The organism is Roseateles sp. GW821-FHT02E12 (assembly GCF_059421665.1).
This window is the reverse complement of record NZ_JBWKVK010000001.1, coordinates 952,617-976,156: the sequence shown is the minus strand read 5'-3', so window position 1 is coordinate 976,156 and position 23,540 is coordinate 952,617. Positions and strand designations below refer to the sequence as shown.

Annotated in this window: 22 protein-coding genes; 13 read left to right on the top strand and 9 right to left on the bottom strand. The window is 68.6% G+C overall.

Annotated elements, in window-relative coordinates; translation table 11 throughout:
• Nucleotides 1-44: 44 nt before the first annotated feature.
• Nucleotides 45-3,602, bottom strand: a complete 3,558-nt coding sequence (locus AC07V5_RS04625) for an L-glutamate gamma-semialdehyde dehydrogenase (protein WP_495114441.1) — start codon at nucleotides 3,600-3,602, stop codon at nucleotides 45-47.
• A gap of 89 nt (nucleotides 3,603-3,691) precedes the next feature.
• Between AC07V5_RS04625 and AC07V5_RS04620 the strand changes: the two genes are divergently transcribed.
• A complete protein-coding gene (locus AC07V5_RS04620; RefSeq protein WP_495114440.1) occupies nucleotides 3,692-4,162 on the top strand; it encodes an Lrp/AsnC ligand binding domain-containing protein in 471 nt (156 codons plus the stop codon).
• A 96-nt stretch (nucleotides 4,163-4,258) separates the two neighbouring features.
• On the opposite strand, the gene AC07V5_RS04615 is transcribed toward AC07V5_RS04620, so the two are convergent.
• Genes AC07V5_RS04615 through AC07V5_RS04600 form a run of 4 tightly spaced genes read right to left on the bottom strand, consistent with a single transcriptional unit; the run spans nucleotide 4,259 to nucleotide 7,913 of the window.
• Nucleotides 4,259-4,636 (bottom strand): copper-binding protein, encoded by a 378-nt coding sequence (locus AC07V5_RS04615; protein WP_495114439.1) that lies wholly within the window; start codon nucleotides 4,634-4,636, stop codon nucleotides 4,259-4,261.
• Nucleotides 4,633-5,124: a cupredoxin domain-containing protein gene (locus tag AC07V5_RS04610; RefSeq protein ID WP_495114438.1), complete on the bottom strand. Its 492-nt coding sequence runs from the start codon at nucleotides 5,122-5,124 to the stop codon at nucleotides 4,633-4,635. Before AC07V5_RS04610 ends, AC07V5_RS04615 begins: the two co-directional genes overlap by 4 nt.
• A gap of 11 nt (nucleotides 5,125-5,135) precedes the next feature.
• Entirely contained in the window at nucleotides 5,136-6,503 is a 1,368-nt protein-coding gene (locus tag AC07V5_RS04605; protein ID WP_495114437.1) for a multicopper oxidase family protein, read from the bottom strand.
• Between the two features lie 12 nt (nucleotides 6,504-6,515).
• The gene (locus tag AC07V5_RS04600) at nucleotides 6,516-7,913 is read right to left on the bottom strand and encodes a TolC family protein (RefSeq protein WP_495114436.1); all 1,398 of its coding nucleotides are present in this window, start codon (nucleotides 7,911-7,913) and stop codon (nucleotides 6,516-6,518) included.
• Nucleotides 7,914-8,426: 513 nt separating this feature from the next.
• On the opposite strand from AC07V5_RS04600, the gene AC07V5_RS04595 reads away from it, so the two are divergent.
• A complete protein-coding gene (locus AC07V5_RS04595; protein WP_495114435.1) occupies nucleotides 8,427-9,290 on the top strand; it encodes a hypothetical protein in 864 nt (287 codons plus the stop codon).
• On the opposite strand, the gene cueR is transcribed toward AC07V5_RS04595, so the two are convergent.
• Nucleotides 9,287-9,751 (bottom strand): Cu(I)-responsive transcriptional regulator, encoded by a 465-nt coding sequence (cueR, locus tag AC07V5_RS04590; protein WP_495115659.1) that lies wholly within the window; start codon nucleotides 9,749-9,751, stop codon nucleotides 9,287-9,289. The genes AC07V5_RS04595 and cueR overlap by 4 nt on opposite strands.
• A gap of 160 nt (nucleotides 9,752-9,911) precedes the next feature.
• Between cueR and AC07V5_RS04585 the strand changes: the two genes are divergently transcribed.
• From AC07V5_RS04585 to AC07V5_RS04550, 8 genes are all read left to right on the top strand, one after another.
• On the top strand, nucleotides 9,912-10,175 hold the full coding sequence (locus AC07V5_RS04585; RefSeq protein ID WP_495114434.1) for a heavy-metal-associated domain-containing protein: 264 nt from the start codon (nucleotides 9,912-9,914) through the stop codon (nucleotides 10,173-10,175).
• A 93-nt stretch (nucleotides 10,176-10,268) separates the two neighbouring features.
• On the top strand, nucleotides 10,269-10,685 hold the full coding sequence (locus AC07V5_RS04580; protein WP_495114433.1) for a hypothetical protein: 417 nt from the start codon (nucleotides 10,269-10,271) through the stop codon (nucleotides 10,683-10,685).
• Nucleotides 10,686-10,703: 18 nt separating this feature from the next.
• Nucleotides 10,704-10,949: a DUF2933 domain-containing protein gene (locus AC07V5_RS04575; RefSeq protein WP_495114432.1), complete on the top strand. Its 246-nt coding sequence runs from the start codon at nucleotides 10,704-10,706 to the stop codon at nucleotides 10,947-10,949.
• 35 nt (nucleotides 10,950-10,984) lie between these two features.
• Nucleotides 10,985-11,257, top strand: coding sequence for a hypothetical protein (locus AC07V5_RS04570; protein WP_495114431.1), 273 nt, complete (start codon nucleotides 10,985-10,987; stop codon nucleotides 11,255-11,257).
• Between the two features lie 62 nt (nucleotides 11,258-11,319).
• Entirely contained in the window at nucleotides 11,320-13,590 is a 2,271-nt protein-coding gene (locus tag AC07V5_RS04565) for a copper-transporting P-type ATPase (RefSeq protein ID WP_495114430.1), read from the top strand.
• A 2-nt stretch (nucleotides 13,591-13,592) separates the two neighbouring features.
• Nucleotides 13,593-13,823: a hypothetical protein gene (locus tag AC07V5_RS04560; protein WP_495114429.1), complete on the top strand. Its 231-nt coding sequence runs from the start codon at nucleotides 13,593-13,595 to the stop codon at nucleotides 13,821-13,823.
• A 178-nt stretch (nucleotides 13,824-14,001) separates the two neighbouring features.
• Nucleotides 14,002-17,082, top strand: a complete 3,081-nt coding sequence (locus AC07V5_RS04555; protein ID WP_495114428.1) for a diguanylate cyclase domain-containing protein — start codon at nucleotides 14,002-14,004, stop codon at nucleotides 17,080-17,082.
• Nucleotides 17,083-17,146: 64 nt separating this feature from the next.
• On the top strand, nucleotides 17,147-17,671 hold the full coding sequence (locus AC07V5_RS04550; protein WP_495114427.1) for a hypothetical protein: 525 nt from the start codon (nucleotides 17,147-17,149) through the stop codon (nucleotides 17,669-17,671).
• A gap of 14 nt (nucleotides 17,672-17,685) precedes the next feature.
• On the opposite strand, the gene AC07V5_RS04545 is transcribed toward AC07V5_RS04550, so the two are convergent.
• Entirely contained in the window at nucleotides 17,686-18,381 is a 696-nt protein-coding gene (locus AC07V5_RS04545) for a dienelactone hydrolase family protein (protein ID WP_495114426.1), read from the bottom strand.
• A gap of 83 nt (nucleotides 18,382-18,464) precedes the next feature.
• Here AC07V5_RS04545 and ribA point away from each other — a divergent pair, with 83 nt between their 5' ends.
• Nucleotides 18,465-19,070 carry a GTP cyclohydrolase II gene (gene ribA, locus AC07V5_RS04540; RefSeq protein WP_495114425.1) on the top strand — a complete coding sequence of 202 codons (606 nt, stop codon included), beginning with the start codon at nucleotides 18,465-18,467 and terminating at the stop codon, nucleotides 19,068-19,070.
• Between the two features lie 88 nt (nucleotides 19,071-19,158).
• Here the strand turns inward: ribA and AC07V5_RS04535 are convergent, their stop codons facing one another.
• A complete protein-coding gene (locus AC07V5_RS04535) occupies nucleotides 19,159-19,374 on the bottom strand; it encodes a hypothetical protein (protein WP_495114424.1) in 216 nt (71 codons plus the stop codon).
• 279 nt (nucleotides 19,375-19,653) lie between these two features.
• Here AC07V5_RS04535 and AC07V5_RS04530 point away from each other — a divergent pair, with 279 nt between their 5' ends.
• Both AC07V5_RS04530 and AC07V5_RS04525 read left to right on the top strand, forming a co-directional pair.
• Nucleotides 19,654-21,381 (top strand): ABC transporter permease, encoded by a 1,728-nt coding sequence (locus AC07V5_RS04530; RefSeq protein WP_495114423.1) that lies wholly within the window; start codon nucleotides 19,654-19,656, stop codon nucleotides 21,379-21,381.
• Nucleotides 21,381-22,676, top strand: coding sequence for an ABC transporter ATP-binding protein (locus AC07V5_RS04525; RefSeq protein WP_495114422.1), 1,296 nt, complete (start codon nucleotides 21,381-21,383; stop codon nucleotides 22,674-22,676). Before AC07V5_RS04530 ends, AC07V5_RS04525 begins: the two co-directional genes overlap by 1 nt.
• Here the strand turns inward: AC07V5_RS04525 and AC07V5_RS04520 are convergent.
• A complete protein-coding gene (locus AC07V5_RS04520) occupies nucleotides 22,649-23,494 on the bottom strand; it encodes an alpha/beta fold hydrolase (RefSeq protein ID WP_495114421.1) in 846 nt (281 codons plus the stop codon). The genes AC07V5_RS04525 and AC07V5_RS04520 overlap by 28 nt on opposite strands.
• Nucleotides 23,495-23,540: the final 46 nt, after the last annotated feature.

The window sequence follows — 23,540 nt, the reverse complement described above, 5'->3', positions numbered from 1 at the left end:
GTGTGGGCACATGTTGGCTCAGGCTGGCGGCAGCCGGCAAGACCTCAATGGCCGCCGGCCAACAACGCCGCATTCCCACCCGCCGCCGCCGTGTTGACCGTCAGCGTCTGCTCCGCCGTGAAGCGATAGAGCTGGCGTACATGGCCGGCGGCTGTCACCAGCGGCAGGATGGCGCCGGAACGTGTGGCCAGGGCTTGCGCGAGCACATGGGCGGCGGCCGCATCCGACGACGCCAGCGCGACGCCGGCGAGTTGAGGTGCGACGAGCAGGCCGGGCAGCGCCGCGTCGGGCAGCAGCGTCAATGCGCTGGCGGGCAGGCCGGCGCGCAGCAAGGCCTGGCAGGCGCGTTCGTCGCCGCCCAGCCAGATGGCGCTGTTGCCGGCCAGCAAGGCGCTGACAACGGCCGCCAGGCCCGCCTCGGCGCGGCCGACCACGGCGAAGATGCCGCGGGCGTGGTGGCGCAGCGTGTTGCTCTCACCCGTGGGGCCGGGCAGGACCAGGTCGGCGAACTGCGTCTGCGCGGCAGTGAAGAGGCTGCGCAGGGTCAGGGACGCAGGCGCATCCAGCGTGTCGGCGGCGCGGCGCAGCGTGGCGATGCGCTCGGCCAGCGGCGTGTCGCGCCAGCTGGCGTCAGCCGCCACGGCCAGGGCCTCGCTGCGGCCGTCCATCGTGAGCACCGGCAGCGGGGCGTCGAGCTGGGGCTCGGCGCAGAAGCGGCGCAGATAGTCCGGCCCACCGGCCTTGGGGCCGGTGCCCGACAGGCCTTCGCCACCAAACGGCTGCACGCCCACCACCGCGCCGATGATGTTGCGGTTGACGTAGACGTTGCCGATGCGCGCCTCGTCGGCCAGGCGCTGGGCGCGGCTGTCGATGCGCGTCTGGATGCCCAGCGTGAGGCCGTAGCCGAGGGCGTTGATCTCCTTGATGACCTCGTCCACCGAGTCCTCGAAGCGCACGACGTGCAGCACCGGGCCGAAGATTTCTTCGCCGAGGTGAGCGATGCGCGGCAACTCGAAGGCGACGGGGCGGATCTGGCGCGGCATGGCTTCGGCCACGGGTGCCTCGGCGATGAGCTTGGCGTCGCGCTTCAGGCGCTCGACGTGGCGGCTGATGCCGGCGTGGGCTTCGTCGTCGATGACGGGGCCGACGTCGGTCGCCAGATTCGCCGGCTGGCCAACGTGCAGCTGCGACAGCGCGCCGCTGAGCATCTCGATGACGCCCTCGGCGATGCTGGACTGCACGCACAGCAGGCGCAGCGCCGAGCAACGCTGGCCGGCGGAGCGGAAGGCGCTCTGCACGACGGCGTCGATGACCTGCTCGGGCAGGGCGGTCGAGTCGACCACCATCGCGTTCAGGCCGCCGGTTTCGGCGATCAGCGGGATGGGTGAGTTGGGCTTGACGGCCAGCGCCTTGTTGATGATCTGCGCGACCACCGTTGAGCCGGTGAAGCAGACGCCGGCCGTGTGGGCGTGGGCAACCAGCCCGGCGCCGACGGTCTCGCCCGGGCCGTGCAGCAGGGCCAGCGCATCGGCCGGCACGCCAGCGGCGTGCAGCAGCTCGACGAACTTCAGCGCGACGTAGGGCGTCTGCTCGGCGGGCTTGGCGGCGACGGTGTTGCCGACGACGAGCGCCGCGACGACTTGGCCCGCAAAGATGGCCAGCGGGAAGTTCCACGGGCTGATGCAGACGAAGACGCCGCGGCCTTGCGCTATGGCCGCATCGGCTTCGGCCTGGTCCGCGTAATAACGCAGGAAGTCCACGGCCTCGCGCACTTCGGCGACGCAGTCGGCCTGGGTCTTGAAGGCTTCCTTGACGAGCAGGGCGCAGAACTCGGCCAGGCGGGCGTCAAGGGCGTCGGCGGCGCGGCGCAGGATGGTGGCGCGCTGGGCGACGGGCGTGCCGTTCCAGGCGGCGAAGCCGGCGCGCAGGCGCTGCATGGCGGCGTCCACCTCGGCGGCCGAAGCCTCGGGCACGGCGTGCACCGGTGTCGTCTCCAGCGCGGTGTGCAACGCCAAACGCTGGGCGGGCGCGGTCAGGTCGGCGCCGGTGGAGTTGGCGCGGCCGCGGCCTTGGTCGTCCAGATAAAGGGCGGGTGGCAGCGGCAGCGCGCTGTTGCTGCGCACGTCGAGCATCGGCGAGCCGAGCAGCTCGGGCACCTGCACGCTCGGGTCGGCCAGCTGGTGGACGAACGACGAGTTGGCACCGTTCTCCAGCAGGCGGCGCACGAGGTAGGCCAGCAGGTCGCGGTGCTCACCCACCGGGGCGTAGACGCGGCAGGGGATGGTGCCGTCCTTCAGCACCTCGCGGTAGACGCCTTCGCCCATGCCGTGCAGGCGCTGCATCTCGAACTGCGCGCCGGTGGCGCGGGCCATTTGCACGATGGCCGCGATGGTGCCGGCGTTGTGGCTGGCGAACTGCGGGTAGATGACATCGGCATGCTGGATCAGCGCGCGGGCGCAGGCCAGGTAGCTCACGTCGGTGTGCTGCTTGTGCGTGAACACCGGGTAGTGCGTCAGGCCTAGCTCCTGGGCGCGCTTGATCTCGCCGTCCCAGTAGGCGCCCTTCACGAGGCGCACCATGAAGCGCAGGCCATGCTTGCGCGCGATGGCGGCCACTTCGTCGACGACAGCCAAGGCCCGCGACTGGTAGGCCTGAACGGCCAGGCCGAAGCCGCGCCACTGCGGGTAATGGGTGGCGATGCGCGCGGCCAGCGTGTCCAGCACGTCGAGCGACAGCTCCAGGCGGTCGACTTCCTCGGCGTCGATGGTGAGGTTGATGTTGGCTTCGGCTGCCAGTTCGATCAGCGCCCACACACGCGGCAGCAGCTCGGCGAAGACGCGCCCACGCTGCAGCACCTCGTAGCGGCTGAACAAGGCGCTGAGCTTGATGGAGATGCCGTCCGACGCCTCGGGCGACGCCGCGCGTTGGCCGGCGGCGATGGCCTTGATGGCGCCGACATAGGCCGCGTGATAGCGCAGCGCATCGGCCTCGGTGCGGGCGCCTTCGCCCAGCATGTCGTAGCTGAAGCGCAGCTGCTTTTGCTGCTTGCGCGCGGCGTCGGCCTCGCTCATCGCCTCGCCGATGTTGCGGCCCAGCACGAATTGCCGGCCCAGCAGCTGGATGGCGCGCACGGTGGCCGCCACGACGGTCTGCGCCCCCAGGCGCTTGAACAGGCCGCCGTCGTCGTCCGCACCGGGCAGGAAGCGCTTGGACATCGAGATGGCCGAGGCCGACAGCGCGGCCAGCATCTTGTGCGGGCTGCCCTCGCTGGCGCCATCGAAGTCGGCGCGGCCGAGCTGGTCGGCCGTCAGTGCGATGGCCGTGGGCGCGTCGGGCACGCGCAGCAGCGCTTCGGCCAGGCGCATCAGGGCCAGGCCCTCGGCGCTGGTGATGGGGTACTCGCGCAGCAGCGATTCCATGGCCCAGAACGGCGCCGGGTTCCTGCGCACCTGCTCGACCCAAGGGCTGGCCATCGCAATGACACCGGGCCAGTCCAGTGCGCCGCCGACACGGTCGGCCAGCGCCTGAACAACACCATGCTCGGCCACATAAGGGTCGGGCAGGCGCGGCTGTTCGATGGGCGCGGTAAAGGGCGTGGGCATGGCAGGGCTCCTGGTGAGATGCAGCAATGTATCCACGGTGTTCTTGGATTAAATTCCAAGAATCTCAAGAACAGCCGACGAAAATCCAGATGAGTGACGAAACCAGTCTCGACAAGATCGACGCCCGCATCTTGCGCGTGCTGCAGGCCGACGGGCGGATTTCCAACCTCAAGCTGGCCGAGACGGTGCACCTGTCGCCCACCGCCGTGCTGGAACGCGTGAAGCGGCTGACGCGCGACGGCTTCATCCTCGGCTACGAAGCGCGGCTGAACCCCAACAAGCTCGGCGCGGCCATGCTGGTCTTCATCGAGGTGCACCTGGACCGCACGGTGATGGACGTGATGGACAACTTCAAGGCGGCCGTCCAGGCCCGCGCCGAGATCCTGGAATGCCATCTCGTGGCCGGTGGCTTCGACTATCTGCTCAAGACCCGGGTGCGCGACATGGGCGCCTACCGCGAGTTCATCGGCAGCGTGATCTGGACCTTGCCAGGGGTGCGGGAGACGCGGACGTATGCGGTGATGGAGGAGGTGAAGGCGACGAACGCGCTGGCGTTCTGAGGGTGCGGGTCGCCGGCATGCAACTCTTGGCGCCCGTGACGGCGCGCGCCCACCAGCCCAGCGGCCAGGCGCCGCACAACGCGAGCTACGTGCGCTTCATTTAGTTGGCTGGATTGCCGTGACCGTGAAGGCGCCGTTCACCTTCTCGGCGGTGAACTTGACCTTGTCCCCATCCTTGAGGTCGTCCAGCATCCTTGGGTCCGCGACCTTGAAGACCATCGTCATGGGCGGCATGGCCAGGTTCTCGAGAGGCCCGTGGCGCAGGGTCACCTTGCCCTGGGCCTTGTCGACCTTGCGGACTTCGCCATCGCTCTGCGGCGCGACGGCGGAGGCTGGGTGATGGGCCGCATGGTCAACGCCGGACGCGGGTGCTGTCTGCGCATGGGCGCCAAGCACCGTGGCGAGCGAGGCGATGGCGAGGAGGGGGGTGAGCTTCATGTCGCGGTTCCTTTCTGGGCTGCGCAGGCGCTTCATTTCACGGTCAGCTTGCCGACCATGCCGGCCTCGAAGTGCCCGGGCTGCAGGCAGGCGAACTGGAACTCGCCAGGCTTGGTGAACTGCCAGACGATTGCGCCGTTCCTGCCGGGTTTGACGTGGGCCATGTTCGGATCGGAGTGCTCCATCTCCGGGAACTTCTTCATCAGCGCAGCGTGCTCCGCGATGGCCTTCTGGGTCCCGAGCACCATCTCGTGCAGCACCCTGCCGCCGTTGTGCACCACGAACTTGACGGTCTCGCCGCGCTTGACGGTGAGGTCTGCCGGCGTGAACCGCATGCTGTCCGCCATGTCGACCTTGATGGTGCGCGTCACCTTCCTGGGGTCGCCCTCCTGGCCAAAGTCGGTGGCCTCCACCTTGGAGGCGTCGAACGTGCGCGGCTTGGCATGCTCTTCGTCGCCATGAGCAACGGCAGCCGATGAGATGGCAACCAGCACAGCCAGGGTCAACGTGTGTCGTGTATTCATGGGGTCTTCCTTCAATGGCCTTGGTGGCCGCTGGGCTTGCGAACTTGCAGGGTCTTCGTATCGCTCGTCGGCGCTGCTGCGCGCGCGGGCTCGGGCATCTCGGCGGTGTATTCGTTGGCAAGCGTTCCAGCCGGGTGCTTGTAGGGGCCGGGGTCCGCGTAGTCGCCGCGCTTGACGTCGTCACGCACCTTCACGACGCTGAACATGCCACCCATGCCCACGGCGCCGAACGGGCCGGTGCCGGTCATCATCGGCAGCGTGTTGTCCGGAATGGGCATCTCCATCTCGGCCATGTCGTGCATGCCCTTGTCGCCCATGACCATGTAGTCGGGGATGAGCTTGGTGATCTTCTTGGCCACCTCCGTGTGGTCGACACCAATCATGGTCGGGACGTTGTGGCCCATGGCGTTCATCGTGTGGTGGCTCTTGTGGCAGTGGATGGCCCAGTCCCCAGCGGCAGCTTCGAACTCGAAGGCCCGCATCTGGCCGACCGCGACATCCGTCGTGACCTCGGGCCACCGGGCGCTCTTCGGAACCCAGCCACCGTCGGTGCCGGTCACCTCGAAGTGGGGACCGTGCATGTGGATGGGATGGTTGGTCATCGTCAGGTTGCCGACCCGGATGCGCACTCGCTCGCCCGTGCGCGCGACGAAGGGGTCGATGCCGGGGAAGGCGCGGCTGTTCCACGTCCACAGGTTGAAGTCGAGCATGGTGTTCACGCGTGGCGTCGCGCTGCCCGGCTCGATGTCGTAGGCGTTGAGGATGAAGCCGTAGTCGCGGTCGACGCGGTACTGCTTCGGGTCTTTGGGATGGATGATGAACAGGCCCATCATGCCCATGGCCATCTGGACCATCTCGTCGGCGTGGGGGTGGTACATGTGCGTGCCCGGCCGCTGCAGCACGAACTCGTACATGAAGGTCTTGCCCACGGCGATGGGCGGTTGGGTCAGGCCCGTCACGCCGTCCATGCCCGAGGGCAGCTGCACGCCGTGCCAATGCACGCTCGTCACCTCGGGCAGCTTGTTGGTGACGAAGATGCGGACGCGGTCGCCCTCGACGGCCTCGATGGTGGGACCCGGGCTGGAGCCGTTGTAGCCCCAGAGGTTGGCTTTCATGCCCGGGGCAATCTCGCGGACCACCGGCTCGGCGACCAGGTGGAACTCCTTGACGCCATCCTTCATGCGCCAGGGCAGTGACCAGCCGTTGAGGGTCACGAGCGGGTTGAAGGGCCGGCCATTCGGAGGGGCGGGAGGAATCTGCGTCGTTGCCGCGGTCTGGATCACGGCTTCCGGAAGGGAAGCCGCTCCGACCCGGCTGACTGCGGCTGAGCCAAGGAGGGTGGCGCCGGCCGTCTTGAAGAAGGTTCTGCGGTTGTTCATGTGGGGAGTCCTTCAGTGGCTGCCAGGTTCGGCGGCCGCGGCCTTCGCGGGGCCCATGGCGGGGCTGCCGCTGGGGGAACGCCCTGTCAGCGCCGTTTGCAGGTTGGTCTCGGCAACCCAGTAGTCGCGCTGAGCCTCGATGGCAGCGGTCACCGTCGTGACCTGGTCGCGGGCGTCGGCGAGCAGCTCGAACACGCTGGAGAGCATGCCGTTGTAGCGAAGCAGGTTCTCGTCGGAGATGCGCTTGCGCAAAGGGACAACCTCGTCGCGGTAGTGCCGCGCCAGGTCAAAGGCCGTCCGGTAGGCCGAGTACGACTCCCGGACTTCGGACCGCGCGTTCACGGCGACTTCCGCGGTGCGATGGACCGCCTGCATGTAGACGGCCTCGGCACGCGCCGTGCGGGTCGAACCGAAGTCGAACAGCGGCAACTCAAGCTGGATTTCGTAGCCGTTCTGGCGTGACTCGCCGGTCTGGCTCTTGTTGGCATAGCCTGCCTCGAGGACGTTGATGAAGCGCGTGCCGCGGGTGAGTCCCAGCGACTTGGCCGTGGCCTCGGCGTTGCGCCTGGCCATCAGCAAGTCCAGGCGCTTGTCGATGGCAGTCTGTTCGGCATCCTTCGGCTCAAGCGCTGCCTTCGGCAGGTCCGGCAAGCGCTCGGGGAGCTTGAAGGCCAGTTGGCCCCCCGAGAGCCCGAGCGCCCGGACCAGCCGCTCCCGTTCGGCAACGGCCTGATGCCGCGCCCGGGCCAGGTTCGCCGTCGCGTCGGCATAGAAGGCCTGCTCCCGCATCTGCGCGAGCTTGCTGAAGTTGCCTGCCAGAAGCATGCGGCGCGCGAGGTCGCTGGACGCATCGGCGGCATCCTTGACCTGCTCGTAGTAGCCCGCGAGGTCTTGCGCAGCTACCGCGCCGAAGAAGGCCTTGCGGGCCTCGGCGGCCACCCCCACGGCGTCGAACGCAGCCTGGTACTGCGCCTGTTCGAACTGGCGCTGGGCGACCTGGCTGGCGACCGGCATCGTCAACAGCCCCAGTACGTTGAACATCACCGAGCGGTCAATCTCGGTCACGCCGTGACCGCTGAGGCGACCAAAGCTGATGGAAGGATTCGCCAAGCGGCCCGCGCGCACGCGCTCGGCCTCGGCGATGCCGAGTTCCGAGAAGCTGGCTTGCAGGCCCCGGTTGTTCAGCAGGGCGAGCTCAACTGCGGTGTCTGCCGTCAGCGGCTGCTGAAGCAGCTCGGCCACCCGTGCATGGGCCGAATCAACGTCAGCGACGCTGCGCTGAAAGGTGACAGCCTGTCCGGTGCGTTCCTTGGTCAAGCCCGCAACCTTGTCTGCGCCGCCATCCGGCGAGAAGGAAGCGCAACCCGAAAGCACGAGCGCGGCGGCTGCGGCGGTTGCCAGTCTCATCATTGCTTGCCTCCATGCTTGTGATGGCCGCCATGCGCAGGTACGGCGGGTTGTGAGGCAGTTGGCGCTGGAGCAGATGCAGCCAATGCAGGCACAGCCGCCATGACATGGCCACCATGAGCGCCAACTGCACCGGCGTCGCCAAGCGCCTTGTTCAGTGCCCGCCAGTCGCCCGGCTGGGCGTCCTGCCAGGGCTTGTAGTCAGCGAAGGCCGACTGATAGCGAAGCGGAGGCGCCGGTGCCTTGGCGTCGGCGGGATTCGGGCGTCCCGCTTGGGCGAACGCAAGCAGCGGCAGGCACAGCGTCGCGACAGGCGCCAGCCTGGAGAAGAGGTTGTTCATCGTAGGAAACCATGTGAGTCATCGGCTCGGCGTTGCCACAGCCAGCAGAACCCCGTGTCGACCATCACGCGGACGCACGAGCCCCGTCAGGCCCCCCCGCGGAGGCCTTGCTGGGTCAGATGGTTCGGGGTGGCCGCTCTTCCCCATCCGAGACAAAGCTCGGTGGCGGAGCAGCGTGGCTGCAGAACTCGACCGCGCTGAGGTCGAGAGGTTCAAGCAGCGTCGGGATGGAGCTCAGCAAAGGCGTGAGCGAGCAGAAGGCCGAGCACGCATTGCATTTGTCCGACCCAGCCTGGTGGTGGGCGTCGCCATCGTGCTGGGGGCCATCGCCGGCGTGGCTGTGCGCGGCAGCATGGTCGTGAGGCATGGCGTGATCCATCGAGTGGCCCTGCATGCGCAACTCGGTCTGCATGCCACTGCTGCCCACCGGGCAAAGCATGGCTGCTGCGACCGCACCCCGGATGGGAAGCAGCACTGTCAACAGCAGCAGGAACCAGAGACGGACAGTTTTCACTTCGATCAGACCAGCGCACGCTGGATTCGCAGGTCGCGGACGCGCAACCTTGAGTCTTGCGGCAGCATCCTAAACCTTGTCACTGTGGCAAGGTCAAGCCGGAACCGCCCTCTCTCTGCGGGCACTGGGCCTGCCTACAGTGACGGCATGACCAAGCTCACCTTCATGCTTGCCGCAGGCGCCCTTGCACTTTGCGGAACAGCCTCCGCCCAGATGGTTCCCGTTGAATGGGACGCTGCCGGCCAGTTCAGCAAGGAGCTGGCGATTGCGCCAGGGAAATTCGTGGAAGCCTGCGAGAAGCTGCCCAAGGGCGTCAAGGTGGCCTGGACGTTCGAAGCGGCATCGCCGCTGGACTTCAACATCCACTATCACGAGGGAAAGAAGGTCCGGTTCCCGGCCAAGAAGAGCCAGGTCGCCAACGGTGCCGGCACGCTCAACACAAAGCTCAAGCAAGACTACTGCTGGATGTGGGCAAACAAGGGCGCCACTGAAGCGACGCTGAGCTTCAAGCTCAACAAGGACTAGCTGTTCTTGTGGGCACGTCGCCCAGGCCGCAAGCCCGTCGTCTTGCCATGGTCCTGGGGCGCCGATGCCGCCGAGTCTGCGGCGAGCGTCTCGATGATGGGGCAGTCTGGCCGGTCGTCGCCATGGCAGCAGTGCACGAGATGTTCGAGGGTTGACTTCATGGCCTGGAGTTCCCGAAGCTTCTCGTCCAACTCCTGAATGTGGGCTTGAGCCAGCGCCCGGACCTGGCGGCTGGGCCGCTTGCGGTTCTGCCACAGCCCGAGCAGGTCGCGAATCTGTTCGATGGAGAAGCCGAGGTCCCGGGAGTGGCGAACGAAGCGCAAGGTCTGGACATCCGACTGACCGTACTGGCGATACCCAGACTCGGTTCTGGAAGCAGCCGGCAGCAGGCCGACCTCCTCGTAGTGACGAATCATCTTGGCGGAGACGCCAGAAGCCGTAGCGGCTTGTCCAATGTTCAGCATGACATTCATCCTCGTCGAGCAGACGAACTCTAAAGGTTCCCACTGAGGGAAGGTCAAGGACTTCGCTGGCGACAACCTTGATTTGGCGCAACACCGAGGCTTGACCTTGCCACAGTGGGAAGGCCGAGACTGGGTGCATCAACTCAAGGAGTTCCACATGCTTACCTTTGAAGTCAATGACATGACCTGCGGCCACTGCGTCAGCGCGATCACGAACGCACTGAAGGCCATGGATAGCGACGTGAAGGTCCAGATCGACCTGGCGACGCATAGGGTGCGGGTGGAGTCGGCATCCGCTGAACCCGCCGAGTTGGCCGATGCAATCAAGAGCGCTGGCTACACGCCCGCGCCCATTCAAACGGAAGCTGCTGACGCGAAGCCGGTACAGGGGCAAGGTCGCTGCTGCGGTTGCTGCCGTTGAGTGGGGGCCTCTGACTGGCCCGCGCTTTGTTGACGCGCATCAAGCCTGTGTCCTTTGGTTCTGCCACGCTTGACGCAGCCACAGGAGCCTTGCATGCGTTCCACCACCGCCGCCCTTGTTCTCGCCCTCGCTGCAATGCCTCATCTTGCGTTGGCGCAAGGTACGAAGCCTGAGCAGGACCATGCCGCCCATCACCCAGCAGGTGCCTCGGCACCCGCATCAGGTGTCACGGCCAGCAAGCCTGAGAAGGCTGCCGCGCCTGACGAGACGATGAAGGCTATGCATGAGATGCACGCCAAGGTGATGGCGGCCAAGACCATGGAGGAGCGCCAGGCCTTGATGGCTGAGCACATGAAGGTCATGCAGGAAGGCATGGCCATGATGAGCCAGATGAAAAGGGAACCAGGCGGCACATCCTCAGAGGCAATGAGCAGGCGGATGGACCGGATGGAAATGATGATGCAGATGATGATGGACCGTGAAGCGGCCCGCGCACCTGCGGTGAAGTAGCCCACGGGTGGATATGCCATGACCGCAAACCAAACGCCCTCGTCTCGCTGGCGCACGCCGTCGGGCATCTTCATGCTCGTGGCGGGCGCGGTCGGTGTCTATTACCTGCTGACCGAGCACCTGACGCACGTCACGCAGGCCATTCCGTATCTCATCCTGCTGGCCTGTCCGTTGATGCATCTGTTTGGACACCATCACGGCGGGGGCGGCCACCATCACCCCAGGCCGGAACAGGATGAGCAGGACGCTGCCAAGCGGGAGTAGCGCGGCGAATGCGACGGCCTGGCAAAGCGAGTGGCATGGAGAGGGGCGCGGAGCTGGCATCCGGCCTTGGCGCCCTCGTGCTGGGCGCTGGGCTGGCCCTGGTGCTGCCGACCTGGCTGAGGGCGTATGCCTTTCCCCTTCTCATCGCTGGCCTGGTCGTGCACGGGGCCGGCATGACCCTCAAGCATCGGCTCCAGAGTCGGGAGGGCCTCACGTCCTGGTGGGAGCACGCCTTGTTCTGGCTGTGCTGGGTCTGCCTTGCCGCGCTCGGCATCTGGCTTGCCACCGCCTTCGTCACCGCTCGATAGCGCGCTCTTGACCTTCCCACGATGGGATGGTTGAGACTGCCCAACAACTACTGGAGAGCGCGATGCCGAACAGCCCCAGCCCTGAGCCGCACGACCACGCGCAGCAGCATCATCACCACGCGACCGACGGCACGGTGATGAAGGGAGCTCACCACGACCACAGCCCGCACGCCCGCGCGGCGGCCCCTGCCAAGCCTGGCGCCAATGGGGAACAAGGCCAGGTTGAGTACACGTGCCCGATGCACCCGCAAGTGCGCCAGCTGGGACCGGGCAACTGCCCCATCTGCGGCATGGCACTGGAGCCGCTCGTGGCAACGGCCGACCAAGGCGAAAGCCCCGAGCTGAGGGACATGACGCGGCGCTTCTGGATCGGGATGGCGCTGACGGCGCCGGTGTTCGCCCTCGAGATGGCGGCTCACCTGTTCAACATCCACCACATCGTCGCGCAGCACACGTCGAACTGGATTCAGCTGCTGCTGGGCACACCGGTCGTGCTGTGGGCCGGCTGGCCGTTCTTCACGCGCGCAGCAGCGTCGGTGAAGAACCGCAGCTTGAACATGTTCTCGTTGATTGCGCTCGGCACCGGCGCCGCGTGGCTGTACAGCATCGTCGCGACATTGATGCCGGCGTTGTTCCCGCAGGGCCTTCGCGGTGAAGAGGGTGCTGTCGCGGTGTACTTCGAGGCGGCCGCGGTCATCACCGTGCTGGTGCTGCTGGGGCAGGTGTTGGAGCTGCGGGCACGCGAGAAGACATCCGGCGCCATCAAGGCATTGCTTGGCCTGGCACCCAAGACGGCCGTGAAGGTCAAGGCCGACGGCGCCGACGAGACGGTGCAGGTGGACGCCATCCAGGTCGGCGACCTGCTGCGCGTGCGGCCCGGTGAGAAGGTGCCCGTCGACGGGGAGCTCACCGATGGCAAGGGCAATGTCGACGAGGCTATGGTGACAGGCGAGCCCATGCCCGTTGCAAAGGCCGTCGGCTCCAAGGTCACTGCGGGCACGCTGAATCAGACCGGTGGCTTCGTCATGCGGGCCGAGAAGGTGGGCGCGGACACCTTGCTTTCGCAGATCGTCCACATGGTGGCAGCGGCCCAGCGCAGCCGCGCGCCTATCCAGCGCATGGCCGACCAGGTCGCTGGCTGGTTCGTGCCGGCTGTCATCCTCGTGGCGGCACTGACCTTCGTTGCCTGGCTCGTGTGGGGCCCCTCGCCGGCCTTCAGCTACGCGCTCGTCGCCGCGGTGTCGGTCCTCATCATTGCCTGCCCCTGTGCCCTGGGCCTGGCAACGCCGATGTCCATCATGGTGGGCGTCGGCAAGGGCGCTCACCATGGCGTGCTCATCCGCGATGCCGAAGCCCTGGAGAAGATGGAGAAGGTCGACACGCTGGTGGTCGACAAGACCGGCACGCTGACCGAAGGGCGCCCCAAGGTGGTCCACATTGAGGCGGCGGGGGGCTTCTCGGCAGAGGAGGTCCTGCAGAAGCTTGCCAGCGTCGAGAGAGCCAGCGAGCACCCCCTGGCCATGGCCATCGTCATGGATGCCCAGGAGCGCAAGCTGGCCCTGTCGCAGGTCACCGACTTCGATTCCCCCGTCGGCAAGGGTGTGGTCGGGACCGTCGATGGACTTGCCGTCGCGTCGGGCAGCGCCAAGTTCCTGGCCGAGCAAGGCATAGCCACCGGCAGCCTTGCCGCGCTCGCCGAGCAGCAGCGCAAGAAGGCTGCCACGGTCATCTTCGTCGGCATTGGCGGCGCGCTGGCCGGGTTCGTGGCCATTGCCGACCCCATCAAGCCGACGACGCATCAGGCTCTGCAGGCCCTGCGGGCGGCTGGCGTACGCGTCGTGATGTTGACCGGCGACGGCAAGACCACGGCCGAGGCGGTGGGGCGTGAGCTTGGCATCGACGACGTCGTGGCGGAGGTCTTCCCGGTGGACAAGGCTGCCGTCGTGAAGCGCCTGCAGTCAGAAGGGCGCGTTGTGGCGATGGCCGGCGACGGCGTCAACGACGCACCGGCCCTGGCGCAGGCCACCGTCGGCATCGCGATGGGGACCGGCACGGATGTGGCCATGGAGAGCGCGGGCATCACGCTGCTCAAGGGCGACCTGATGGGGATCGTGCGGGCTCGGACCCTGTCGCGCGCGACGATGCGCAACATCCGCCAGAACCTCTTCCTCAGCTTCGCCTACAACGTGGCCGGGGTACCCCTGGCGGCCGGCGTGCTGTACCCCTTCTTCGGCGTGCTGCTGTCACCCGTGGTGGCCGCTGCTGCGATGGCGCTGTCTTCGGTCAGCGTCATCGGGAACGCGCTGAGGCTTCGAACGGTCAAAGTGGAATGACCATGGATCGCGCCCTGCAGCGAGGCATCGCCGAAGGGTTCTTCGCAGGCTGCGGGGCGTGGCTTGTTGGCCTGGACTGCTACTTCGTTCTCGTGCGGCCGCCTCTGCTGCCAGAGGACGTTCGCTTCATGGGGACGCGCGCTGAAGCTTTGCAAGCTGCGGCGCCTCACATCACCGACTGGCTCAAGTTCGTTTTCACGGTGATGGGCGGCAGCCATGGGCCTTCATCTTGACCAACAAAGCCACCCCGGCATTTCATGAACCCGTGCGTATCGGGGAACGTGGGCTCCAGGAGTTGCTCGGGCGCGCCGACGTCAGCACGCCCATGATCCCCACTCAAGGCCGGGTAAACAGGGCGCGAGGGGCACCGGCGCGGCTCGGAGAATGCGCGTTTTGAAGACCGCGTCGCCCATGATCCCCCGCACCCTTGCGCTGGCCGCGTGCCTGCTGGTCGCCCTGGCCCGCGTGGCCATGGCTCAGCCGGCTCCACCAGCACAAAGCGCACTGGAGCCGCAGTTCGCCGTCGTGCCGGTGCCGCGCGACGTGGTGGGCAGCCTGGCGCAGGACAAACAGGGCCTGATCTGGGTCGGCACCAGCGACGGCCTGGCCCGTTTCGACGGCTACCGGCTGCGCGCCATCGAGCGCGAAGGGGCCACGGCCGTGCAGCGCAACCTCGGCTGGGTGCGCTCGCTGGCCGCCGCGGCGGACGGCGGCATGTGGATAGGCACCGAGGTCAATGGCCTGGCCCGCTACGAGCCCGCCTACGACCGCGTGCGCATGCTGGGCTCCGGGGCCGGCGGCGAGCGCCCGACGCCCATCCGCGCGCTGGCGGAGGACGGCGCCGGCCGGGTCTGGGTGGGCACGCTGGGCCAGGGGCTGCTGCGCTTTGAGCCGCAGACCGGGCGCTTCGACTTCGAGCCCCTGCGCGTGGACGGCGGGCTGGAGCGCCGGGTGCTGGCGCTGGCCGTGGGCCGCGATGGCGCGTTGTGGGCCGGCCACTGGCGCGGCCTCGCGCGCCGCGCCGCGCAGGGCGGCTGGACGCAGCTGGCCTTGCCCGATGGCACGGTCGGCATCAGCTCGTTGCTGGAAGACCGCGAAGGCCGGCTCTGGTTCGGCAGCGTGGACGGTCGCGTGGGCCGCATCGAGGCCGACGGCCAGCCGCACTGGCTGGCACTGCGCTTCAAGGGCGGCGTGCAGGCGCTGTCGCAAGGCCAGGACGGCACGGTTTGGGCCGGCCTGACCGACGGCATCGCCTGGCTGGACGGCGCCAGCGGTGCGCTGCGGCGCCAGCTGCGGCACAACCCACACCTGCCCGGCGGCCTGGCCGGCAACGACGTCAACGTGCTGCTGCGCGACCAGACCGGCGCCATGTGGGTGGGCGGCTACGGCGTGGGGTTGCAGCGCCACCACCAGCACCCGGCCCTGGCCGTGCGCGGCCCCGACGCCGACCCCACCAGCCCGCTGGCCAGCAGCGACCTGCGCGGCCTGCTGCCCCGCCGCGACGGCCTGCTGATGGTGGCCACGCACAGCGGCCCGGTCGCCTTGCTGGACAACGAGCTGCGCACCGTTGGCCGCTGGCCACGCGAGGCCGACACGCCGGTGGACAACCTCGCCGAAGGCCCGGACGGCAGCGTCTGGCTGGTGGCCAACGGCCGCCTGGAGCGCCGCGAGCCGCGCACCGCCCGCCTGCTCGCCAGCTGGGCACTGGAGGGTGGGCGCGCGCACCGCCTGCTGGCCATGCCGGACGGTGAGGTCTGGGTGGGCATGCAGGACGGGCTTTACCGCCTGCCATCACCGCAGGCCCGGCGTGCCGAGCGCGTGCGCCGCGCCGACGGCGAGCCGCTGCGCGGCGGCGTGCACGCGCTGCAGGTGGCGCCCCGCGGCGGTCAGCTCTGGGTGGGCGCGCTGGCCGGCCTGTTCCGCTGGAACGGCGAGCGCCTCGCCGAGGTGCAGGGCGCGCCCGGCGAGGCGCTGGGCTTCCCGGCCGTGCTGGGGTTGCTGCACACGCGCGACGGCAGCCTCTACGTGGACACCGCCGTCAGCGGCCTGCACCGGCTCACGGGCTATGACGAGCAGGGCCGCGCGCGCTTCCAGCGCATCAGCGAGCGCCTGGGCGCACCGGGCCGGCCCTTCGGCGTCAACCTGCACGAGGACGGCAAGGGCCGCGTGTGGAGCCAGCAATCCGTCTACGACCCGGCGGCCGACCGCCTGGACGAGCTCAGCGGCGCCGAAGGCCCGCCAATGGGCACGCCGCGCTTCTTCGCCGACGCCGCCCTGCCGGACGGCCGCCTGCTCTTCTGCGGCAGCCGCGGCCTGCTCGTGCTCGACCCGCTGGCCTTCATGCCGTCGCGCTACGCGCCGCCCGTCGTCGTCAGCAGCCTGCGACGCGACGGCCAGCTCTTCCACCCGGAGCAAGACTTGGCCCAGGGCCTGAAGCTGCCGGCAGGCACGCGCAGCTTCGCCGTCGAGTTCGCCGCACTGGACTACACCGACCCCGCCAAGCTGCGTTACTCGATGCGCCTGGACGGCTGGGACCAGGACTGGACACCCACGGACGCCAGCGCCCGCTTCGCGAGCTACGGCGGCCTGCCACCGGGCCGCTACAAGCTGGAGGTGCGCGGCACCAACCACCATGGCCTGTGGAGCGACCGGCCGCTGAGCCTGGACATCGAGCTGCAGTCCGCCTGGTGGCAGACGCGCTGGGCCCAGGCCGCCGCCGCGCTTGCGCTGCTGGGCCTGGCCTGGGTGATGCTGCGCTGGGGCGTGGCGCGGCGCACGGCACAGCTGCGCCGCCGCGAGACGGCGCTGCAGGCCCTGGTGGAGCAGCGCACGGCGGAGCTGCGCGAGGCCAGCACCACCGACCCGCTGACGGGCCTGCGCAACCGCCGTTACCTGGACTCGCGGGTCGCCTCCGACCTGCAGCTCTCGCTGCGCCACTACACGGAGCCGCGCCACCGCAACCCCGACCGTCACCCCGACGACGAGGCCGACCTGCTCGTCATGCTGATGGACCTCGATCACTTCAAGCGCATCAACGACCGCCACGGCCACGCCGCGGGCGACCAGGTGCTGATCGAGTTCGCCCGGCGCCTGCGCACGGTGTTCCGCGAGAGCGATGTGCTGGTGCGCTGGGGCGGCGAGGAATTCCTGGCCCTGGCCCGCGGCGGCGCGCGCAGCGGCGCGGCCGAGCTGGCGGCGCGCTTCTGCGCCACCATGCACGATCAGCCCTTCACGCTGGCCGACGGGCAAACGCTACCGGTCACCGTGTCCATCGGCTTTGCCGTCTTCCCGCTCGACCCCCAAGCACCCCGTGCCTGGGACTGGGACGCCACGCTGAGCCTCGCCGACGCCGCCCTGTACGCCGCCAAGGCCCAGGGCCGCGACGGCTACGTGGGCGCGCTGCGCGCCGATGGGCTGCGGCCCGACGAACTGGGGCCGGAGACCGGCGCCTGGCTGAACGAGCCGAGGCTGCAGGTGCGGCGCAGCGGCTGAGCGGATGCACGGCAGGGCCGCGGCGGCACCGCAAAATGAGCGTCTTTCCAGACGCCCCACACCTATGCACCGCACCATCGCGCTGACGGCCTGCCTGCTGGCCAGCTTCGCCGCCGAAGCCGTCTCGACAACCGCCCAGATCACGGCCCAGTCGGCCTTACTGGGCGTGCAACTGGCTGCCAAGCAGCGCGAGGCCAAGGGCAGCCTGCAAGCCGCCCAGAATGCCTGCATCCAGGCCCTCAAGCCCAGCGAGTTCCACGAGACGACCGAGCGGGTCGCCAAGGCTGCCCTGAGCGCCGGCGAAATCGCGGCAGCCGACGAGTTCTTCAACTCCATCTCCGGGCGCAAAGTCGCCACGCAGGGGCTGCTGGGCATCTACACCGCGCTGGGAGAGAAGGCGCCCGAGCCTCTGCCCGCCATCACGGTGACAGACAAGCAGGCCATCGACGCCTTCTCCGCGTCGCCGGCCGGACAGGCCCTGTTCACCCGCCTGGTCCTGCAATCCCCGGCGGCCCGCCAGGCCTACGACGATCGCGCCCGTGAGCTGGTCACGCGCTGCCAGGCCGCCAAGCCCGATCGGGCGGACTGACACCTAAGCGCGGCTCACCCCAGCTCGCGCCCGAAGAAGCGCATCGCCCGGTCCCAGGCCTGCTGCGCCCAGGCCGCGTCGTACTGCGTCTTGGCGATGCGGCCCGGCCCCTGCGCCGCCTCGTTGGCAAAGCCGTGGTGGGCCAGGTAGCGATGGCCTTCGTAGCGCACGCCGGCTTCGGCGAGCTTGGCCTCCAGCGCACCCACCCCGGCGATGGCGAAGAACTCGTCCTGCTCGGCCCAGTGGGCCTGCAGCGGGATCTTGATCTTGCCGGCGTCCACGTACTCCACCGGCGGCATGCCATACCAGACGACGGCCGCGTCGGCCTCGGGCACCATCGTTGCGGACAGCACCGTCAGCGCGCCACCCATGCAGTAGCCGGTGACGCCCACCTTGCCGCTGCCGAGCTTGAGCCCCTTCAGATAGCTCACGGCGCCATACACGTCCTGCGAGGCGGCGTCGCCGAAGTCCAGGCCCGTCATCAGGTGGTGGGCCTCCTCGGCCTCGACGGTGCTCTTGCCCCGGTAGAGGTCGGGCACCAGCGCCGTGAAGCCCGCCAACGCAAAGCGCTGGGCAACGCCGCGAATCTGGTCGTTCAGGCCCCACCACTCCTGGATCACAACCACCGCACCGACGGGATTCGCAGCCTCGGCCAGGTAGCCAGGCACGCTGACGCCATCGGGACGCTGGAAGCTGACGGTGTGGGGCATGGTGCTCTCCTGTGACGAAGCCGAAAGCCTATCTTGCCCTGCCGCCACGGGTTTTCCCGCGCAGGGGGACAATGCAACCGCTCATGAAGATCGAACGCATCGTTTCCACCCGCCTGCCTACGCCTTACGGCGAGTTCGCCATCCACGGCTTTCGCGAGACCGAGGGCGGGCAGGAGCATGTCGTGCTCAGCATGGGCGATCTCACCGGCGACGAGCCGCCCCTGGTGCGCGTGCACTCTGAATGCATGACGGGCGAGGTCTTCGGCTCGCTGCGCTGCGACTGCCGGCCGCAGCTGGAGGGCGCGATGGAGCGCATCGCAAGCCAAGGCCGCGGTGCCATCGTCTACATGCGCGGCCATGAGGGCCGGGGCATCGGCCTGGTGCAGAAGCTGCGCGCCTACGCCGAGCAGGACGCAGGTGCCGACACCATCGAGGCCAACGCCCAGCTGGGCCTGCCCATCGACGCGCGCCGCTACGACGCCGCCGCCTGCATGCTGCGCGCCCTGGGCGTGCACCGCATCCGGCTGCTGACGAACAACCCGCTGAAGATGGCCGCGCTGGCCGAGTTCGGCATCGAGGTCGTCGAGCGCGAGGCCTCTCTCACCGCGCCGGGCCCGGACAACGAGAAATACCTGCGCACCAAGGCCGAGTCCATGGGTCACCACGACCTGGGCTATCTGTTCGAGTGAGCAGGAACACGCCCTGCCAACCCCTCGGGGGCAGGCAGGGCGCACGGTTGACGACAGTCAGGCCCGCCACCCAGCGGGCCGCGCTGCGTCAGCGGTTCCGGGAACCCTGCGGGCTGGACTTGCCGCCCTGCTGCTGATCCTGCTTGCCCTGGTTGCCGGTGTTGCCACCCTGCTGCGGCGTGTCGCGGCCCGTGCCGGACTGGTTTTGCTGGCCGGGGTTCTGGTCTCGGCTCTGACCGCCCTGCTGGACGTTCTGACCGCTCTGCGGCTGTTGCTTGTCGCTGGATTGGCGCTGGTTGGACATGGCTCTTTCCTTCAATCAAGTCGGGCGGCACACCATTGCGCCGCCACGTCTGCAACCTTAGGCCGGGCTGCGCGCGCACCCGTAGGAGAACGCGCCGCTTGCGCCGCGAATTCGTAAGCCGGAGCAGCGAGTTGTGCCGTTAGGTGGCATGCGGGCTGCAAGCGCTTCAACTGCAACCAACGGTGGCCCCGAGCCAGCCCGGCGCAAGCCTGGCGACAGCCCGCTTCACGCAGCGTTGACACTGGCCCCCTAGCCTGCCGGGCCTTGCCCAGCCCGCCCATGTCCGACCGTCGCTTCTTCCCCCGCCCCGCCGTCGAGGCCGCGTTCAATCGTTGGGATTGGGCGCTGCTGCCGCTCGTGCTCGCGGTGCTCATCCTGCTGGCGCTGGCGGCGAGCCAGATGACCCGGCCCTTTCACGTCGGCGAGTCGCTGCCGCTGAGCCTGGACGTCGCCTGGCTGCCCTACTACCTGCTGCGCACCACGCTGCGGATGTTCATCGCGCTCGCCGCGTCGGTCGTGTTCGCCTGCGTGTTCGCGGTGCTGGCGGCCAAGGTGCGCGCGGCCGAGAAGGTGCTGGTGCCGCTGCTGGACATCCTGCAGTCCATCCCCATCCTGGGCTTCCAGGCCATCGCGGTGGCACCCTTCATCGCGCTGTTCCCGGGCAACCTGCTGGGCGTGGAGCTGGCGGCGCTGTTCGCCATCTTCACGAGCCAGGCCTGGAACATGGCCTTCAGCCTCTACCAGTCGCTGCGCACGGTGCCCACCGAGCTGCAGGAGGCGGCGCGCATCTTCCAGCTGTCGGGCTGGCAGCGCTTCTGGCGGCTGGAGCTGCCGTTCGCGATGCCCGGCCTGCTGTGGAACATGATGATGAGCATGAGCGGCGGCTGGTTCTTCGTCGTCGCGGCCGAGGCCATCTCGGTGGCGGGGCAGGACATCAAGCTGCCGGGGGTGGGCTCCTACATCGCCGTCGCCATTCAGGCGCGCGACCTCGGCGCCATCGGCTGGGCCATCCTCGGCATGCTGCTGGGCATCCTGCTGTACGACCAGCTCTTCTTCCGCCCGCTGCTGGCCTGGGCCGACAAGTTCCGCTTCGAGGAGTCCGGCAGCGAGAACGCCCCGACGTCCTGGCTGCTGACCTGGCTGCGCCGCACCGCGCTGCTGCAAAAGCTCGGCGCCTGGCCGGGGCGTTGGATCACGGCCAGCTTCGCGCCGCTGAAGAAGAGCTACGACGGCCGCTCCATCCGCGCGCGGCCCACGCCGCCCAACCCGCTGTGGTCACGCGGCTGGGACGCGCTGATGGCAGCACTGGTGCTGTTCGCGCTGTGGCGGCTGGTGAGCTTCATCCACACCGAGGTGGGCTGGGGCGAGGCGGCGCATGTGTTCAAGCTGGGCCTGTACACGCTGGCCCGCGTGCTGGTGCTGATTGCCGTGGCGTCGCTGATCTGGGTGCCCATCGGCGTGTGGATAGGCCTGAACCCGCGCATCGCCGGCCGCGTGCAGGCGGTGGCGCAGTTCCTGGCGGCCTTCCCGTCCAACCTGGTGTTCCCGGTGGCGGTGCTCTTCATCGTCAAGTTCAAGCTCAACCCGGACATCTGGCTGTCGCCGCTCATCATCCTCGGCACGCAGTGGTATCTGCTCTTCAACGTGGTGGCGGGTGCGTCCACCATCCCGACCGAGCTGCGCCTGGCCGCGCAGAACCTGGGGCTGAAGGGCTGGCTGGCCTGGAAGCGCTACCTGCTGCCGGCCATCTTCCCGAGCTTCGTGACGGGCGCCGTCACGGCCAGCGGCGGCTCGTGGAACGCCAGCATCGTGGCCGAGTACGTGACCTGGGGCGACACCCACCTGCAGGCCGCGGGCCTGGGCAGCTACATCCAGCAAATGACCACCGCCGGCGACTTCCCGCGCATCGCGCTGGGCATCGGCGTCATGTGCGTCTTCGTCATGGCGATGAACCACTGGGTGTGGCGGCGCCTCTATCGCATCGCTGAGGAAAGGATGCACTTCTGATGACCACCTTGATCGAACTGAAGAACGTCGCCAAGGGCTTCAAGTCGGCGGACGGCAGCCTGCGCTCGGTGCTGGAAGGCGTGGACTTCCGGCTGGAGAAGGGCGAGATCGTTGCGCTGCTGGGCCAGAGCGGCTCGGGCAAGAGCACGCTGCTGCGCATCATGGCCGGGCTGATCCCGGCCGACGCGGGCGACGTGCGCTACGGCGGCCAGCCGCTGTTCGGGCCGGCGGCCGGCATCGCGATGGTGTTCCAGAGCTTTGCCCTCTTCCCGTGGCTGACCGTGCAGCAGAACGTCGAGCTGGGCCTGGAGGCCGCCGGCGTGGCCGCGGCGGAGCGCGAGCGCCGCGCCGAGGCCGCCATCGAGCTGATCGGCCTGGCCGGCTTCGAGGGCGCGCTGCCGCGCGAGCTGTCGGGCGGCATGCGCCAGCGCGTGGGCATGGCGCGGGCCCTGGTGATGCAGCCGGCGGTGCTGCTGATGGACGAGGCCTTCTCGGCGCTGGACGTGCTGACCGGCGAGCGGCTGCGCAACGAGATCCTGGCGCTGTGGGACGGCGGCCAGATGCCGACGCAGGCCATGCTGGTCGTGTCGCACAACATCGAGGAGGCCGTGATGATGGCCGACCGCGTGCTGATCTTCTCCAGCAACCCGGGCCGCGTGCGCGCCGAGCTGCCCATCACGCTGGCGCGGCCGCGCCGTGCCGACAGCCCCGAGGTGCGGCTGCTCATCGACGAGGTCTATCGGCTGATGACGAGCGCCTCGCCCGTTGCCGGTGCAGCGGAGGAGCCGGCCCGGCCGCATCTGTCCGACCGCCTGCCCGAGGCCGACGTCGGCCGCATGGAGAGCCTGCTGGAGCTGCTGACCGACGAGCAGTTCAGGGGCCGCGCCGACCTGCCGCAGCTCGCCGAGGAGAGCGAACTCACCGACGAGGCCTTGCTGCCGCTGGCCGACGCGCTGCACCGCCTGGGCCTGGCCCAGCTCAGCGGGGGCGACATCTTCATCACGCCGCTGGGCCAGCGCTATGTCGAGGGCGACCACGAGTTCCGTCGCGAGATCTTCGGCCAGCAACTGATGGCGCATGTCCCGTTGGCCGCCTTCATCCGCGCCAGCCTGGAGCAGGAGGCCCACGGCGAGCTCAAGGAAGAGCCCTTCCTGAAGCTGCTGATGGACAGCATGAACGCCGCCGAGGCCGAGCGCGTGCTGCGCGTGGCCATCGAGTGGGCGCGGTATGGCGAGGTGTTCGAGTACGATTTCCACACCGGGCTGATTCACCTGCCCGAGTCGGACGACGCCTGAAGCCGCGCCGGCATGAGCGTCAGCGCTTCGCGGATGGCTGCGACGACGACCTCGGGATTGCTGGTCTGGATCTGATGGCTCGAGTCGACGATGTGTTTGCGCGAGCGTGGGTAGAGCTGCCTGACGAAGATGCGCGTCGCCTCGTCGTCGTTGTTGACGCCGAAGTCCACCGCGATGGCCGTCTTGTCGGTGGGCACGTTGAAGAGCTGCACGACGCGGCTGTCGTCGAAGGCCGGCAGCGCCAGCATGGATTCACCGGTGGCGTGGATCTGGTCCACCTCGTCGGACACTGCGCGTGGCATCAGCCAGCGCTTGCCCAGGCGCGCGTACCAGGGGAAGTCCTCGGGCTTCTTGATGATGCGCGGGTAGAGCGAATCCACCAGCACCAGGGCCTGCACCTCCTGCGGGTAGCGGCGCGCGAACCACTGCATGTAGAGGCCGCCGAGCGAATGGCCGACCAGCACATAGGGCGGCTTCAGGCCCTTGTGGGCGAGCAGCGCGCGCAGCTCCTCGACGACGGCCTCGCCGCTGCGCGGTGCATCTCTCGCGGCGCTCTGCCCATAGCCGGCGCGGTTGTGCGTGAACACGGTGGCGTCGCGCGACAAGGCCTCGACGACCGCCGTCCAGGTGTCCAGCGTCAGGCGCGCACCGTTCTCGAAGACGATGACCGGCCCGCGCTGCGGCGCACCGGCCACGAGGGACTCGACTTGGCGACCTTGCACGACGTCCACCGACGCCGGCGGCGCGGCTTGCGCGGTGAACAGGGCCAGGGCCAGTGCGGCGAATGCGCCGGCGCGAACACGGGAGGAGAGTGGCATAAAGCGATGGGGTGGATGAGTCATCCCGCATGCTCGGCCGCGCCCC

What these genes read in the sequence shown, in the direction of transcription:
- AC07V5_RS04625 (WP_495114441.1), bottom strand. Translation starts at nt 3,602, where the DNA reads ATGCCCACGCCCTTTACCGCGCCCATCGAACAGCCGCGCCTGCCCGAC.
- AC07V5_RS04620 (WP_495114440.1), top strand. Translation starts at nt 3,692, where the DNA reads ATGAGTGACGAAACCAGTCTCGACAAGATCGACGCCCGCATCTTGCGC.
- AC07V5_RS04615 (WP_495114439.1), bottom strand. Translation starts at nt 4,636, where the DNA reads ATGAAGCGCCTGCGCAGCCCAGAAAGGAACCGCGACATGAAGCTCACC.
- AC07V5_RS04610 (WP_495114438.1), bottom strand. Translation starts at nt 5,124, where the DNA reads ATGAATACACGACACACGTTGACCCTGGCTGTGCTGGTTGCCATCTCA.
- AC07V5_RS04605 (WP_495114437.1), bottom strand. Translation starts at nt 6,503, where the DNA reads ATGAACAACCGCAGAACCTTCTTCAAGACGGCCGGCGCCACCCTCCTT.
- AC07V5_RS04600 (WP_495114436.1), bottom strand. Translation starts at nt 7,913, where the DNA reads ATGATGAGACTGGCAACCGCCGCAGCCGCCGCGCTCGTGCTTTCGGGT.
- AC07V5_RS04585 (WP_495114434.1), top strand. Translation starts at nt 9,912, where the DNA reads ATGCTTACCTTTGAAGTCAATGACATGACCTGCGGCCACTGCGTCAGC.
- AC07V5_RS04580 (WP_495114433.1), top strand. Translation starts at nt 10,269, where the DNA reads ATGCGTTCCACCACCGCCGCCCTTGTTCTCGCCCTCGCTGCAATGCCT.
- AC07V5_RS04575 (WP_495114432.1), top strand. Translation starts at nt 10,704, where the DNA reads ATGACCGCAAACCAAACGCCCTCGTCTCGCTGGCGCACGCCGTCGGGC.
- AC07V5_RS04570 (WP_495114431.1), top strand. Translation starts at nt 10,985, where the DNA reads ATGGAGAGGGGCGCGGAGCTGGCATCCGGCCTTGGCGCCCTCGTGCTG.
- AC07V5_RS04565 (WP_495114430.1), top strand. Translation starts at nt 11,320, where the DNA reads ATGCCGAACAGCCCCAGCCCTGAGCCGCACGACCACGCGCAGCAGCAT.
- AC07V5_RS04560 (WP_495114429.1), top strand. Translation starts at nt 13,593, where the DNA reads ATGGATCGCGCCCTGCAGCGAGGCATCGCCGAAGGGTTCTTCGCAGGC.
- AC07V5_RS04555 (WP_495114428.1), top strand. Translation starts at nt 14,002, where the DNA reads ATGATCCCCCGCACCCTTGCGCTGGCCGCGTGCCTGCTGGTCGCCCTG.
- AC07V5_RS04550 (WP_495114427.1), top strand. Translation starts at nt 17,147, where the DNA reads ATGCACCGCACCATCGCGCTGACGGCCTGCCTGCTGGCCAGCTTCGCC.
- AC07V5_RS04545 (WP_495114426.1), bottom strand. Translation starts at nt 18,381, where the DNA reads ATGCCCCACACCGTCAGCTTCCAGCGTCCCGATGGCGTCAGCGTGCCT.
- ribA (WP_495114425.1), top strand. Translation starts at nt 18,465, where the DNA reads ATGAAGATCGAACGCATCGTTTCCACCCGCCTGCCTACGCCTTACGGC.
- AC07V5_RS04535 (WP_495114424.1), bottom strand. Translation starts at nt 19,374, where the DNA reads ATGTCCAACCAGCGCCAATCCAGCGACAAGCAACAGCCGCAGAGCGGT.
- AC07V5_RS04530 (WP_495114423.1), top strand. Translation starts at nt 19,654, where the DNA reads ATGTCCGACCGTCGCTTCTTCCCCCGCCCCGCCGTCGAGGCCGCGTTC.
- AC07V5_RS04525 (WP_495114422.1), top strand. Translation starts at nt 21,381, where the DNA reads ATGACCACCTTGATCGAACTGAAGAACGTCGCCAAGGGCTTCAAGTCG.
- AC07V5_RS04520 (WP_495114421.1), bottom strand. Translation starts at nt 23,494, where the DNA reads ATGCCACTCTCCTCCCGTGTTCGCGCCGGCGCATTCGCCGCACTGGCC.